This window comes from Stenotrophomonas sp. YJH_SMC_138 (assembly GCF_059369855.1).
Window position 1 is genome coordinate 194,100 of the sequence record NZ_JCAFTB010000005.1, and the last position, 13,912, is coordinate 208,011.

The following is a 13,912-nucleotide window of genomic DNA, read 5'->3' on the forward strand; positions in this document are numbered from 1 at the left end:
TCAGTCTCCCCAGCGCAATGCGGCTTCGAAGCCGATATGGCGCTCGCGATGGCCGTCGTAGACCGGTCGTGACCACCGCACGCCATACTCGAACACGCGGCCAGGGCCCAGCTGCCACTCGTGCATGTAGGACACCGACGGCACCAACGCGCTGCCGAAGCCGTCCTGCCAGTAGTCACCCAGCGAGACGGTCAGCCGGTGCCGGAAGTGGCGCTCGTAGTGCCGCCACAGCTGCTGGTCGATGCGCAGGCCGATCTCGACCATGCGGTCGCGCTTCGGGTTGAAGTAGGGCGCATCATCGCGGCTGCCGCGACTGGTGTAGGCACTGGCCAGGCCATCGACCAGCCAGCGTGGGCGGGTCAGCAGGCGCTGTTGGACGCTGGTGCCGAACAGCTCGCGGTGGTTGCCGTCGTCATAGCGGAAGCGGCTCGCGCCGAACGTCCAGTGGGTGAGCTCGCTGCGCCGGTAGTCCACCTGTGCGCTCACGCTGTCGGCGGTGATGCCGGCCGCGCGCGCCTGCATCGAGGCCTCCGGGTCATTGCGTGCGACCACCACGCCGGCGTGCCAGGAATCGTTGAACTGCCAGCCGACGCCGACGCGCAGGCCGGTGTCGCCGATGTGATCGTTGGCGCGCAGGACCGCCGCTTCCGCATCCAGTTGCCCGAAGCGGTAACGCACGCCCGCACCCAGCCACAGGGGATCGATGCGCTGGTCCTGGAAGTCGGTCACGCGACGGTCGGCGAGGGCGAACAACCGCCAGCGGTCATCAAGGACCGGCGTCTCCACGTCCACGCCGTAGTGGCGGTCGTTGTTGCCCAGGGGCGAAGTACCACCGCCCCCGGAGCTGCGGCCGATGTCGGTCCATGCCTTCAGCTGCCAGCCGCGATGCGCGCGCCAGGCCTGGTCCATGCGTTCGACTGCCGGCTGGGTGGGGTAGCGTGCGACCAGGTCATCGTGCAGCGGCCGCGCCAGGTCGTCGCGCTGCAGGGCGACATAGGCCTCTTCCATGCCCAGCCGCGGTTCGATGTCCCGCGGATCGAGCGCGTGTGCCATCTGCTGGCGCTGCAGCGCCCGGCGTGGCCAGCCGCGCATCATGTAGACGCTGCCCAGCGCACTCTGCAGCCCGCCGTTGCCGGGTGCGATCTCGACCATCGACTCCAGGTCGTGCTGCGCGGTGTGCAGGTCGCCGCTGTAGGCGCGCACCATCGCCAGGTTGAGATCGGCCTCGTAGCGCGACCAGTTCGCGTACGGCGACTTGCCGTTGCTCCAGCGCCACGCCGGCTCCTTGTCGCGCCATGCCTGCAGCAGGTCGATGGCCTTTTCCTGCTGCTCGCTTTCCAGGTAGGCGTAAGCCAGTTCCGAATGCGAGGCGTCGCGCGTCGGGTCGCCAGCGACGGCCGCCTGCAGCACCGGGATGGCTTCTTCAGGGTGCAGGGTGCCCATCAACGAATCGCCCACTGCGGGCAGCACGTAGTCGGGCAGGGTGTGGCCTTCGGCCTGCAGTGCCCGCGCTTCCTCGCGGACCTGTGCATGGCGGCCCAGCCGGTTGAGCAGGACCAGCCGGTCCATGCGGATCCGCAGTGGTGCCTGCGAGGGCGGCGTGCCTTCGCCGCCGAGGTAGCGCTGCATGCGGGCCAGGGTCGATTCGGCTTCTTCCAGGCGGCTGTCCTCGCTGCTGCTGTAGGCCAGGCTCCAGACCACCAGCTTGGCCAGGTAGTCGCCTTCCAGGCGCTGTTTCTGCGCAGCGTCGAACAGTTGCGGGCGCTGCTGGTACAGCTCCCACGCACGCCAGGCGTTGCCGATGTCGCCCAGCGTCAATACGCGTAGCTTGAACAGCAGGTCGTCGTTGGGTTGCTGCTGGCTGGCGCGCTCGATCGCGCCCAGGGCGTCCAGCCAACGCGCCTGGTCTCGATAGCGGCCGATCTCGGCCAACGCTGCTTCGCGGTCGGGCGGTGCAGCGCTGCTGGCCCAGGCCAGGGCGGTGCAGGCGAGGCCGACGCAGAGCGCCAGCCGGCGGTGGACAACCATTGGGGACCCCCTTGGCTTCCGAACCAGACAACCTGAAAAATGTGACGCACATCACATGCCAGCTTTTGGCGTGGCCGTGGCCCGCGTCACTCCCTTCGTGCATTCCCGCCCAGCGAAGACGGATACAACCCGGACAGCGACCTGCGATGTCTTGTCTGAAACGAAAGTCCCCCGCACACCGAGTGGTGGCCCGGGCGGCGCTGCCGCCCCCATGCCCGATGCCGGCACGCGGCAAGGATGGGCATTCGTGGGCACTATCCGCCCGGAATTGTCAGCCCGGCGTCAAAATGCGCAGACGGGCTGACGAATGGTAGGTGGGCCCGGTTGCGGGCCCCACGTGGCTTACCAGAGATCTTCCAGCTTGCGCGGCTTGCAGGCCACCCACGAAGCGCACAGCATCAGGGCGGCGCAGCCGAACAGGAAGCTGAACGGGAGGGTCCAGCCGTCGCTGACCGTGTGCAGCCAGCCGACCAGGAACGGGCCCAGGCAGCTGAAGCTGTAGCCCACGCCCTGCATGAAGCCGGACAGCGCCGCCGAGCCGGTCGGGGTGCGGGTGCGCAGGTTGATCAGGGTCAGTGCCAGCGGGAAGGTGGATGGGCCGACGCCGAGCAGGCAGGCCCACAGCAGGGGGGCCTTCATCGGTGCCAGCAGCAGGCCGGTGAAGGCGATCACGAACGAGAAGAAGCCAATCAGCACCAGCGGGAACGGGTTCTGCATGCGCACCGCCATCGACGGAATGACCAGCGATGGCAGCAGGCCCAGCGCCGAGAACACGGCGACCATCACGCCACCGAACGCGGGCGTGCCACCGGCCTCGACCACGATGCGCGGCAGCCAGGTGAACATCGAGTAGGTCATCAGCGAGGTCATGCCGAACATCAGCGTCATGCTCCAGCCCAGTGACGTGCGCCAGACCTTGCCGTGCGGCTGCGCGGTCGGATCGGATGCGTCGGACTGGGGCTTCGGCGCGCGCGTGGCCAGCACCAGCCACGGCAGTGCGGCAGCCAGCGCCAGCAGCGCCCACATGCCCAGCGACACGCGCCAGCCTGCGGCGTTGGCCACCGGCACCGCCAGCAGTGCCGGCAGCATCGTGCCCAGCTGCAGCACGCTGATGTAGAGCGTGCTCATGGTGCCGACCTTGTTGGCGAAGTAGCGCTTCACCAGCGGCGGCACCACCACGTTGCCGATGCCCATGCCGGCCAGTGCCACCACCGAACCCAACAGCAGCGTGCCGACGTTGCCGGCGCTGGAACGCAGCAGCAGGCCGGCCATCGCCATCACCATCGCCAGCAGCGTGGTGCGCTCCAGCCCGAGGCGCCGCGCCAGTGCCGGCGTGGCCACGCCGAACAGTGCGAACGACGCGGTCGGCAGCATCCCCAGCACGCCGGTCATGGTGGTACCGAAACCGAACTGCTGGCCGAGCACGTCCAGCAGCGGGGTGATCGAGGTGACCGCGGTGCGCAGGTTGATCGCTGCCAGCAGGATCGCGGCGAATGCGAGGACGCGGCCGTGCAGCAGCGACGGCGAATCGGAAGGGGAGGAACTCATCGGTGGTCCTTGCAGGTGTCGCACGCCGGGGCAATGGCATGCAGCGCCGGCATCGGTCTACGCCGAAGCGGCAGGTGGGGGAGGGGCTGCTGGCGGGCCGGCAGCGCGGCCATTGTACGTGCGGGCTCCGGCAAGGTCCCGTCATGCGGGCGGCCAGGTGCCTGATACAAAAAAACCCGGAGGACAGTGATGTCTTCCAGGCTTCTTGGTGACCACCGAAGTGGTCGGGGAGACAGGATTCGAACCTGCGACCTCTACGTCCCGAACGTAGCGCTCTACCAGACTGAGCTACACCCCGAAGGGAGCCGCCTATTCTAGCGATTCACCCCGATGGCGGCAAGGGGTGAATGCTGTTTTCTTCACACTGCCGAAGCAGTGCCACTTCAGGGAACAAAAAAGCCTGGACGACTTCACCAGGCTTCAATGCGACCACCGAAGTGGTCGGGGAGACAGGATTCGAACCTGCGACCTCTACGTCCCGAACGTAGCGCTCTACCAGACTGAGCTACACCCCGAAGGAGCCGCCTAAGATACCGTGTGAAGGCCAAGGCGGCAAGGTTTTTTTACAGCTCAGCGACGATTTTCTTTCTCGATGCGGTTCTGCTCGCGGGCTTCGAACCACATGCCGTTGAGGATGGCCACCGTCGAGGCGAGGCCGGCACCGAGAATCCAGGCGAAATACCACATGATCAGTCTCCTTCATTCCGGGTAGGTGCCGACCGTTGGTCGGCACACGTGCAAGCAATCAATACGCGTTCGGGTTGTTGCCCATCTCTTCGGTGGTGGTCTTGCCCTTCAGCACGCGGTACACCCAGGTGGTGTAGGCGAGGATGATCGGCAGGAACACCGCCGTGGCCAGCAGCATGATCCACAGGGTCAGGTGGCTGGACGAGGCATCCCACACGGTCAGGCTGGAGGTGGGCTGGCTCGAGGACGGCAGCAGGAACGGGAAGATGGCGAAGCCGACGGTCAGGATGATGCCGGCGATGGCCGCACCGGAGGCAATGAAGGCCAGGCCGCCGCGGCGGGCACGCAGCAGCACCGCACTGGCGAGCAGGCCGGCCAGGCCGAGCAGCGGGGCCAGGATCGTGGCCGGCATCGTGCTGTAGTTGCGCATCCAGCCACCGGCGGCGCCGAGTTCGGCGGTCTTCAGCAACGGATTGGTGGCGCCGTCGGTGACCACCTGCGAGGTGATCTGGTAACCCGGCAGGCCGAAGGCCACCCAGGCGCCGCCGACCGCAAAGAGCACGAAAGCGATGATCGCGGCGATGCTGCCGAAGCGGGCCGCACGCTCGGCCACCGGGCCGTCGGTCTTCAGCACCAGCATGGCGGCACCGTGGGCGACCAGCATCGACACGCTGAGCAGGCCGGCCAGCAGTGCGAAGGGCATCAGCAGGCCGAAGAACGAGCCGGTGTAGAAGATGCGCATGCTGTCATCGAAGTGGAACGGCACGCCCAGCACCACGTTGCCCACCGCCACGCCCATGATCAGCGCCGGTATGAAGCCACCGATGAACAGCGCCCAGTCCCAGGTGTTGCGCCAGCGCTCGCTGGGCATCTTGCTGCGGAACTTGAAGCCGACCGGACGCAGGATCAGGGCGAACAGGATCACGAACATCGCCAGGTAGAACCCGGAGAAGCTGACCGCGTAGAGCGGCGGCCAGGCGGCGAAGATCGCGCCGCCGCCCAGGATCAGCCACACCTGGTTGCCTTCCCAGACCGGACCAATGGTATTGATCACCAGCCGGCGCTCAGCGTCGTTGCGGGCGACGAAGGGCAGCAGGGTGCCCACGCCCAGGTCGAAACCATCCATCACGGCGAAACCGATCAGCAGGATGCCGAGCAGCAGCCACCAGATCACGCGCAGCGTGGTGTAGTCCAGAAGAATGAAATCCATCTTGGTTCTCCTGCCTCAGGCCTGGCCGGCGGCCGGCGCCGAGGCATTGTGGGAAGCATGCGGCTGGGGCGACTGCAGCGACGGCAGCACCTCGTCCGGACCCTTGCGGATCGCCTTGAGCATCAGCTTGATCTCGACCACGATCAGCGCGGTGTAGATGGCAGTGAAGCCGGCCAGGGTCAGCACGATTTCATGCAGGGCCAGGCCCGACGCCGCATAGAAGGTCGGCAGCACGCCATCGACCGCCCACGGCTGGCGACCATACTCGGCCACGAACCAGCCGCACTCGATCGCGATCCACGGTGCCGGCAGCGTCCACAGGGCCAGCTTGAGGAACCAGCGCTTGTCCTGGAAGTTGTTGCGGCACGAGTAGTAGAAGGCCAGTGCGAAGAAGGCGATCAGGTAGAAGCCCAGGCCGGCCATCACGCGGAAGGTCCAGAACAACGGCATCACGCGCGGCACCGTGTCCATCGCCGCCTGCGAGATCTCCTGCGGGGTGGCGTTGAGGATGTCATCGCGATAGCGCTTGAGCAGCAGGCCGTGGCCCAGGTCCTGCCAGTGGCGGTCGAACATCTCGCGCGCTTCAACGTCGTTCTTGTTGGCGCGCAGGCGTTCCAATGCACCGTAGGCCAGCTGGCCGCCACGCACGCGGTGTTCGGCGCGCTCGACCAGTTCCAGGATGCCGGGAATCGGCTGGTTCAACGAGCGGGTGGCGATCAGGCCCATCAGGTAGGGGATCTTCACCGCGTAGTCGTTCTGGTGAGTCTCCTGGTTGGGGATGCCGAAGGCGGTGAAGTCGGCCGGCGCACGCTCGGTCTCCCACATCGCCTCGATCGCGGCCAGCTTCATCTTCTGGTGTTCGCTGGCGGCGTAACCGCTCTCGTCACCCAGCACGACCACCGACAGCGATGACAGCAGGCCGAACGCCGCGGCCACCGCAAACGAACGACGGGCCAGGTCCTTGTGCTTGTTGCGCAGCAGGAACAGGGCGCTGATCGCCATCACGAACACCGCACCGGTCACGTAGCCGGCGCTGACGGTGTGCACGAACTTGGCCTGCGCCACCGGGTTGAACACCACCGCCATGAAGTCGACCACTTCCATGCGCATGGTTTCCGGGTTGAACACCGCACCGGTCGGGTTCTGCATCCAGCCATTGGCCACCAGGATCCAGATCGCCGACAGGTTGGTCCCCAGCGCCATCAGCCAGGTCACCATCAGGTGCTTGACCTTGCTCAGGCGGTTCCAGCCGAAGAAGAACAGGCCGACGAAGGTCGCTTCCAGGAAGAACGCCATCAGGCCTTCGATCGCCAGTGGCGCACCGAAGATGTCACCCACGTAGTGGCTGTAGTAGGACCAGTTCATGCCGAACTGGAATTCCATGACGATGCCGGTGGCAACGCCCATGGCGAAGTTGATGCCGAACAGGACGCCCCAGAACAGGGTCATCCTGCGCCAGATCTCCTTGCCGGTCATCACGTACACGCTCTCCATGATGGCCACCATGAAGGACAGGCCGAGGGTGAGCGGTACGAATAGGAAGTGGTACATCGCGGTCAGCGCGAATTGCAGCCGCGACAGTTCTACGACTGTCTGATCAATCATGGCCTGGCTACCTCGTTGGATAGTGCCGTTGCAGGTGGCGGGAAGGGTGGTCTACGACGTGAATGATGTGACCGACTACTTCAAACAGCCTTGATCCAGATCAATGTATGAACAGGTGCCCCGGTTGATCGTATGCCAACCTGATGAAGACTGCGACCGCCGGCCGCAGGGGCGGGCTATTGCCTGCGCCTACAATGCCGTGTCTCCCCCGCTGCCCGTGAAGACCTCTTGAGCGCTGCCGAAACGACCCCTGACGGCCTGTCCCCGGAAGCTGAAACCGCCCGCCAGCGGCGTGTGCGCACGGCCTGGCTGGCCGACCTGGCACGCTCCGCCCGGGGCCGCCAGCGCCTGGCCGCGCTGTGCATCAGCCTGTCCGGCGCGCTGTTGATCGGGCAGGCTGCCGCCATCGCCTGGCTGGTGCAGCAGGTGCTGGTGGAGCGCGTGCCGCTGGCCTCTGGCCTGCCGGTGCTGGCGGGATTGGCGGTGATCCTGGTACTGCGCACCCTGCTGGGCAGCGCCACCCAGGCCGCCGCCGGTGACGTGGCCGACGCCGCCCGGCTGGCACTGCGCGAACGCGTGTTCGCGCGCCTGCTGGGCCAGGGCCCGCTCTGGCTGCGGCAGCGCCGCACCGGTGAACTGGGCGAACTGATGCTGCATCACGGTGATGCGATCGAGAGCTATTACAGCGGCTTCCTGCCGGTGCGCACCGAAGTGGTGGTGGTGCCGCTGCTGATCCTGGCCGCTGTCGCCTGGGTGGACTGGGTGGTGGCGCTGATCCTGCTGTTCACCGCGCCGCTGGTGCCGTTCTTCATGATGCTGGTGGGCTGGGGCGCTGAAGCCGCCGGGCGCGCGCAGCTGGGCGAACTGGCGCGCATGAGCGGCCATTTCGCCGACCGCATCAAGGGCCTGGGCCTGCTGCGCCTGTATGGCCGTGGCGAAGCCGAACTGGCCGGCATCGAGGCCGCCGCCGAAGGCGTGCGCGTGCGCACCCTGAAGGTGCTGCGCATCGCCTTCCTGTCGTCCACCGTGCTGGAATTCTTCGCCTCGGTGAGCGTGGCGATCGTGGCGCTGTACCTGGGCCTGAGCTATCTGGGCATGATGTCGCTGCATGCAGCGGTGCCGACGCTGGGTGCGGGCCTGTTCTGCCTGCTGCTGGCGCCGGAGTTCTATGCGCCGCTGCGACGGCTGGCTGCGCACTACCATGATCGCGCCAATGCACTGGCCGCCGCCGCCGAAGTGGAGCGCCTGCTGCAGTCGCTGCCGGACGAGCAGGGCCTGATCGAGAACGAGGTTGCGCCGCTGGCGGTGGAGCCGGCCGAGGCCGCCTTGCCGCCACTGCAGGCGCAAGGACTGGTACTGCGCCCGTTGGGGGCGCCGCAGGATGTGCTGCGGGATCTGGACCTGCTGCTGGAGCCGGGCCAGCGCCTGGCCCTGGTCGGTCCCAGCGGGTCCGGCAAAAGCACGCTGCTGGAGGCGCTGGCCGGTTGGTTGCCGCCGCGTGCCGGCAAGCTGCAGCTGCGCCCCGGCGTGCAGGTGGCCTATGCCAGCCAGCGACCGTACCTGTTCCATGGCAGCATCGCCGACAATCTGCGCCTGGCCGATCCCGCAGCCAGCGACGCGCGGTTGCGCGCGGTGGCCGAGGCTTCGCAGGTCCTGCAGTTTGCCCAGCGCCTGCCGCAGGGGCTGGACACGGTGATCGGCGAACGCGGCTTCGGCCTGTCCGGTGGTGAAGCCCGCCGCATTGGCCTGGCCCGCCTGCTGCTGCGCGACCCGCAGGTGCTGCTGCTGGATGAACCGACCGCGTTCCTCGATGCCGATACCGAAGCGGCGTTGCTGCGCAGCCTGGCCGCCTATGCACGTGGCCGCAGCGTGGTTGTCGCCACCCACAGCCCGGCCGTGATCGCGTGGGCCGACCGTTGCCTGCTGTTGCCGGAAGGCCGGCTGGTGGAACCGGCACAGGCGGTGCGCGCGTGAGCCGTTCGCCCGATTCGCTGCGCGCCGTGTTCCTGCGGCACCGGCCGCGCCTGTTGCTGACCCTGCTGCTGCTGTGGACCACGATGCTGGCCGGCACGGCGCTGCTGGGCCTGTCCGGTGGTTTCCTCACGGCGGCCGCGCTGGCCGGTGCGGCCGGCCTCGGCCAGGGCTTCAATTTCTTCTCACCCTCGGCCGGCATCCGTGGCCTGACCATGGCGCGCATCGTGTCGCGCTACTTCGAAAAGCTGGTCGGCCACGATGCCACGCTGCGCATTGCCCGCGACCTGCGCGTGTGGTTCTTCCGCCGCGCGCTGCCACTGGCGCCGGCACGATTGGGCGCCACGCGCACCGGCGAGCTGCTGGCGCGGCTGCTGGGGGACATCGGCGAAGTGGATGGGCTGCTGGTGCGTGCGATCGGGCCGCTGGTGGCGCTGGGCGCGCTGTCGCTGGTGGCGGTTGCCTCGGCAGCGCTGATCCTGCCCTCGGCGGCGGTACTGCTGGCGGTGCTGGCGCTGCTGATCGCCTTCGGCGTGCCGTGGCTGGGCGTGCGTGGCCATGACGACGAAGAGGCCGATCGTGCCGCGCACCGCGCGGCGTTGCGCACCGCTGCATTCGAAGGTCTGGAGGGGGCCGGTGACCTGGCCGCGCTGCATGCCGATGCGGCTTGGCAGCTGAAGGTACGCGTGGCCGCCAAGCAGCTGGCCTCGCGTGATCGTCGTCGGCGTTGGCGCCTGATCGCGGCCTCGACCCTGCACGGCCTGGTGGCGGGGCTGGGCCTGGTGGCGATGCTGGCGTTGGCCCTGCACGCCGCCGAACAGCAGCACATCGCGCCGGAAATGGCCGCGGGCCTCGTCTTCCTGACCGTGGCGCTGATCGAACTTTGGGCCGGCATGGGCCTGGCCTGGCAGTCGCTGCAGTCCGGGCGCATTGCTGCTGACCGCCTGCAGGCCATCGTCGAACAACCGCCGACGGTGGAGGATCCGCAGACGCCGCAGCCGGTACCCCAGGCGGCGCGCGTGCATTGGGATGACGTGCACTTCCAGTGGCCAGGTGCCGCGCGGCCGGTGTTGTCCGGCCTGCAGCTGACCCTGGCGCCGGGAGAACGCATCGCGATCCGTGGCGACAGCGGCAGTGGCAAGACCACGCTGTCCAGCCTGCTGCTGCGGTTGTGGGATCCGCAACAGGGGCGAATCACCTATGGCGGACGCGACCTGCGCGACGTCGCCCAGGCCGAGTGGCACCGCCAGCTGGCCTGGCTTCCGCAGAACGCACCGGTGTTTGCCGGTACCGTGGCCGAGAACCTGCGGCTGGGGGATCCCGACGCCCGTGATGCCGCGTTGTGGGCGGTCCTGCGTCGCGTGCGCCTGGGCGACTGGGCCGAGCGCAACGGTGGCCTGCAGGCCTGGGTGGGCGAGAACGGCGCGACGATGTCGGCGGGCCAGGCACGACGCCTGGCGCTGGCGCGCGCGCTGCTGCGCAATGCGCCGATCCTGCTGCTGGACGAACCCACCGAAGGCCTGGACGTGGATACCGCACGTGCGCTGTTGCAGGACCTTTCCGGGTTGCTGGACGGGCGCAGCCTGCTGATGATCACCCACGACGACCTGCCCGAAGGCGTGGTCGATGCGCAGTACCGGTTGCGCGATGGGGTGTTGGAGCGCGAAGTGCTTCGGTAGATGCCGACCTTGGTCGGCACATCCACGCATGGCGTGGATCTACTGTAGAGCCGAGCCCATGCTCGGCTCCGGAAGCAAGCCAGCCGAGCATGGGCTCGGCTCTACAGGCCGGTCAATGGGAGAACTCGCGCAGCATCACCGCGATCGAGGCCACGTTGGCCAGCACGCACAGCCAGAACATCCACTGGAATGCGGCTTTGCGATGCTTGTGGCGGAACAGCGCCTGGCCCAGCAGCGCGCCGGGCCAGCCTCCGGCGAAGGCCAGCAGCTGCAGGGTGCGCTCGGGAATGCGCCATCGCTTTCGCTGCGCCGCGCGCTTGTCATGGCCATAGAGGCCGAACGACACCGCACTGGCCAGCAGGCACCAGCCACCCAGCCACAACGGCAGCACACCGCTGATCATCAAGGCGGTCAGCGCGCCGAAGGCGGCCAGCGCGAGGTTACGCCGCCACGCCACTTACAGCGCGTCGAGGAAGCCGCGCACGGCCGGGCCGAAACGCTCGAAATCGACGAGGAAGGCATCATGGCCCTGTGGCGATTCCAGGCCGATGAAGCGCGCATCGGCACCGCCGGCACGCAGGCCGTCGGCGACCTGTTGCTGCTGCTGCACCGGGAACAGGATGTCGGTGTTGGCGCCGATCGCCAGTGCCTTCTCCACCCGGATCTTCGCCAGCCCGGCCAGCACGTCGCCGTCGGCGTACTCGGCCAGGTCGAACCAGTCCATCGAACGGCTCAGGTACAGATAGCAGTTGGGATCGAAGAAACGCACGAAGCGCCGTGCGTGGCCTTCCAGATAGCTTTCCACCTGGAATTCCAGCCCGAACGGATCGTCGTCGGCCTGGTCCGAATCCAGCCGCACGCGGCCGAAGCGGCCATCCCATTCCAGTGCCGAGCGGTAGGTGATCACGCCCAGCTTGCGCGCCATGCGCATGCCGGACTCGGGGTACTCGGCATCGTCGTAGTGGCCGCCATTCCAGCGCGGGTCGAGACGGATGGCCTCGCGCTGCAGCGAGCGGATCGCGATCGAGAACGGCAGCGCCTGCGCACTGCCGGAAATGTTGACGTGGCTGCGCGCGATGCCCGGGTGCAGCATCAGCACGGCCAGCGCGGTCATCCCGCCCATGGAATTGCCGACCACGCAGGCCAGCTGCGCGATGCCCAGCGCACGCACGACTTCGATCGCGGCGCGAGCGCCGTCTTCGATCGACAGCTCGGGGAAGTCCAGGCGGTAGGGCTCAGCGCTGGCCGGGTTGATCGAGGCGGGGCCGGTCGATCCCTTGCAGCTGCCCAGCGAATTCACGCAGACCACGAACCAGCGGCGGGTATCGATGGGTTTGCCGGGGCCAACCATCGCTTCCCACCAGCCCGGCGCAGGATTGGCCTCGTTGGCCGCCGCATGCGCATCCGGCGACAGGCCGGTCACGATCAGGATCGCATTGCCGGCGTCAGCGGCCAGCGTTCCCCAGGTCTCGTAAGCCACCCGTGCGCCATGCAGGGCGCCACCGCGCTTGAACGGGAACGGCGATGGCAGGGCGTGGAAGCGGGTGCCGGGCGGGATGAATTCGGTCATGCAGTCATTCTAGCGGGGCTGCATGTGGAGCTGGCGACACGCTGGTTTCCATGGATGGATGGACGCGGACCGGACCGTCGCATCCACGCATGGCGTGGATCTACTGTAGAGCCGAGCCCATGCTCGGCTGCGGTTGAGTTGCCGGCGCCGGGCAGCCGAGCATGGGCTCGGCTCTACAGGTCAAGGGAAGCGCAGCTCCACAACACCGTCGTGGGGCAGGCTTACCTTCACCGGAACGCTCTGCAGGTCGTCCTCGCTGCGGTTGGCGCTGCCGCTGCGCGAGATGCGTGCCACCACTTCCACTTCGCGATGGGCCGACAGCGGTGCGGTCGGCATCGGGCTGTCACCGTCGCCCAGCCCGACCGTGTCCGGGAATCCGCTCAGCGGCAGCTTGCGAGCGGCCACCGGCATCGGCGGGCCGCCGACGGCACGGGCCAGCACGAACACCTGGGTGCTGGCTGGCCACTCGGCGTTCTTCAGTGCCGGCAGCTGCACGCGCACCTGCAGCAGCGCCGGTGGCGCCGCAGCGCCAGCATCGGGCGCCTGGCCAGCGGCCTCGCGCGCGAGGGCGATCTGTGCCTGCAGCGCCTGCGCGGCGCCCGGCTCCAGTCGTGGCAGCAGGCCGCTCCACACATCCGCGGCCTCGGCGTTCTTTCCGCGCTGGCGCAGGGCGATGCCCAGCAGCCAGCTGGCGCGCTCGGCATCGGGAGCCTGTGCGCGCGCCTGCTGCAACCAGGCCATTGCGGTGTCATCGAACTGCTTGCCGGCATCAGCCTGCGCGCGCGCCTGCGCGGCTTCCACCAGCACGCCCGGATCTTCCGGTGCCAATGCGGCGGCCCTCGCGAAGGCATCCGCCGCGGCTGCGGCGTTGCCCAGTTCGGCCTGCGAACGGCCGAGCAATGCCCAGCCGTCGGCACGCTGCGGGTCGCGCTCCAGTGCGTCCTGCAGTGCCTGCACGCCATCGCGCAGGGTGGCTGCCGACGGGGTCGGTTGTACCTGTGCCGCCCTTGGGTCACCGACCAGCAGATACAGGCAGGCACCGGCCACGCCCAGCGCGAGCACGCCGACCACGAAACCGCGCCGACCGCGCTGGCGCAGTGGCCACAACACCAGCGCTGCCATCAGCGCGGCGACCAGCCCGGCCAGCATCGGCAGCCAATGGTTCACCATTCGTCTCCTTCATCGGCCTTGCCGGCCGGCGCCGCGCCGACGGTGCGTCCACGTCGGCGGACGATGCCCAGCACTACCAGTGCACCGGCGCCGAGCACCAGCAGGGGGCCACCCCACAGCAGCCAGGTGCCCGGCTGCAACGGTGGTTGATAGAGCACGAACTCACCGTAGCGCGCGACCAGGAACTGCTTGATCTGTGCGTCGTCGTGCCCCTGCTGCATCAGCTGCAGCACCTCGCGGCGCAGGTCCTGGGCGATCTGCGCGTTCGAATCGGCCAGCGACTGGTTCTGGCACTGCACGCAGCGCAGCTGCGCGGCCAGGTCATGGAAGCGGCGTTCCTCGGCGTCATCGCGGAACTGCAGCGGCTGCGGATCGTGCAGCGGCTGCTGGGCCAGCGCGGCCAGCGGCAGCGTCAGAAGCAGCAACGCCAGCACCCAGCGCATG

At 68.1% G+C, this 13,912-nt stretch carries 11 protein-coding genes and 2 tRNA genes; 2 read left to right on the forward strand and 11 right to left on the reverse strand.

Annotation, left to right across the window (positions count from 1 at the left end):
* From pgaA to AC5P7I_RS12980, 7 genes are all read right to left on the reverse strand, one after another.
* A complete protein-coding gene (gene pgaA, locus AC5P7I_RS12950) occupies nt 1–2,028 on the reverse strand; it encodes a poly-beta-1,6 N-acetyl-D-glucosamine export porin PgaA (protein WP_164077496.1) in 2,028 nt (675 codons plus the stop codon).
* A 342-nt stretch (nt 2,029–2,370) separates the two neighbouring features.
* Nucleotides 2,371–3,576: a CynX/NimT family MFS transporter gene (locus AC5P7I_RS12955; protein WP_049406960.1), complete on the reverse strand. Its 1,206-nt coding sequence runs from the start codon at nt 3,574–3,576 to the stop codon at nt 2,371–2,373.
* Between the two features lie 221 nt (nt 3,577–3,797).
* A tRNA-Pro gene (locus tag AC5P7I_RS12960) sits at nt 3,798–3,874 on the reverse strand.
* A gap of 140 nt (nt 3,875–4,014) precedes the next feature.
* Nucleotides 4,015–4,091: transfer RNA gene (locus tag AC5P7I_RS12965), tRNA-Pro, on the reverse strand.
* A gap of 55 nt (nt 4,092–4,146) precedes the next feature.
* Nucleotides 4,147–4,263, reverse strand: a complete 117-nt coding sequence (gene cydX, locus AC5P7I_RS12970) for a cytochrome bd-I oxidase subunit CydX (protein WP_005410354.1) — start codon at nt 4,261–4,263, stop codon at nt 4,147–4,149.
* 58 nt (nt 4,264–4,321) lie between these two features.
* Nucleotides 4,322–5,473, reverse strand: a complete 1,152-nt coding sequence (gene cydB, locus AC5P7I_RS12975; RefSeq protein ID WP_014647773.1) for a cytochrome d ubiquinol oxidase subunit II — start codon at nt 5,471–5,473, stop codon at nt 4,322–4,324.
* 15 nt (nt 5,474–5,488) lie between these two features.
* On the reverse strand, nt 5,489–7,078 hold the full coding sequence (locus AC5P7I_RS12980) for a cytochrome ubiquinol oxidase subunit I (RefSeq protein ID WP_005410352.1): 1,590 nt from the start codon (nt 7,076–7,078) through the stop codon (nt 5,489–5,491).
* A 228-nt stretch (nt 7,079–7,306) separates the two neighbouring features.
* Here AC5P7I_RS12980 and cydD point away from each other — a divergent pair, with 228 nt between their 5' ends.
* On the forward strand, nt 7,307–9,052 hold the full coding sequence (cydD, locus tag AC5P7I_RS12985) for a thiol reductant ABC exporter subunit CydD (protein ID WP_262087997.1): 1,746 nt from the start codon (nt 7,307–7,309) through the stop codon (nt 9,050–9,052).
* A complete protein-coding gene (gene cydC / locus AC5P7I_RS12990; protein ID WP_169410946.1) occupies nt 9,049–10,728 on the forward strand; it encodes a thiol reductant ABC exporter subunit CydC in 1,680 nt (559 codons plus the stop codon). The genes cydD and cydC overlap by 4 nt, the downstream gene beginning before the upstream one ends.
* A 112-nt stretch (nt 10,729–10,840) precedes the next feature.
* Here cydC and AC5P7I_RS12995 read toward each other — a convergent pair whose 3' ends face one another.
* The 4 genes from AC5P7I_RS12995 to AC5P7I_RS13010 all read right to left on the reverse strand — a co-directional run bounded on the left by AC5P7I_RS12995 (nt 10,841) and on the right by AC5P7I_RS13010 (nt 13,911).
* The gene (locus tag AC5P7I_RS12995; RefSeq protein ID WP_180834973.1) at nt 10,841–11,185 is read right to left on the reverse strand and encodes a DUF1294 domain-containing protein; all 345 of its coding nucleotides are present in this window, start codon (nt 11,183–11,185) and stop codon (nt 10,841–10,843) included.
* On the reverse strand, nt 11,186–12,298 hold the full coding sequence (gene metX / locus AC5P7I_RS13000; protein WP_032958152.1) for a homoserine O-acetyltransferase MetX: 1,113 nt from the start codon (nt 12,296–12,298) through the stop codon (nt 11,186–11,188).
* Nucleotides 12,299–12,478: 180 nt separating this feature from the next.
* Entirely contained in the window at nt 12,479–13,468 is a 990-nt protein-coding gene (locus AC5P7I_RS13005) for a tetratricopeptide repeat protein (RefSeq protein ID WP_169410942.1), read from the reverse strand.
* Entirely contained in the window at nt 13,462–13,911 is a 450-nt protein-coding gene (locus AC5P7I_RS13010) for a cytochrome c-type biogenesis protein (RefSeq protein ID WP_180834974.1), read from the reverse strand. Before AC5P7I_RS13010 ends, AC5P7I_RS13005 begins: the two co-directional genes overlap by 7 nt.
* Between the last annotated feature and the right edge of the window lies 1 nt (nt 13,912).

Excerpts from the sequence above, each read along its gene's own strand:
- AC5P7I_RS12955 (WP_049406960.1), bottom strand. The coding sequence starts at position 3,576 with ATGAGTTCCTCCCCTTCCGATTCGCCGTCGCTGCTGCACGGCCGCGTC.
- cydB (WP_014647773.1), bottom strand. The coding sequence starts at position 5,473 with ATGGATTTCATTCTTCTGGACTACACCACGCTGCGCGTGATCTGGTGG.
- AC5P7I_RS13010 (WP_180834974.1), bottom strand. The coding sequence starts at position 13,911 with ATGCGCTGGGTGCTGGCGTTGCTGCTTCTGACGCTGCCGCTGGCCGCG.
- AC5P7I_RS12980 (WP_005410352.1), bottom strand. The coding sequence starts at position 7,078 with ATGATTGATCAGACAGTCGTAGAACTGTCGCGGCTGCAATTCGCGCTG.
- cydX (WP_005410354.1), bottom strand. The coding sequence starts at position 4,263 with ATGTGGTATTTCGCCTGGATTCTCGGTGCCGGCCTCGCCTCGACGGTG.
- pgaA (WP_164077496.1), bottom strand. The coding sequence starts at position 2,028 with ATGGTTGTCCACCGCCGGCTGGCGCTCTGCGTCGGCCTCGCCTGCACC.
- AC5P7I_RS13005 (WP_169410942.1), bottom strand. The coding sequence starts at position 13,468 with ATGGTGAACCATTGGCTGCCGATGCTGGCCGGGCTGGTCGCCGCGCTG.
- metX (WP_032958152.1), bottom strand. The coding sequence starts at position 12,298 with ATGACCGAATTCATCCCGCCCGGCACCCGCTTCCACGCCCTGCCATCG.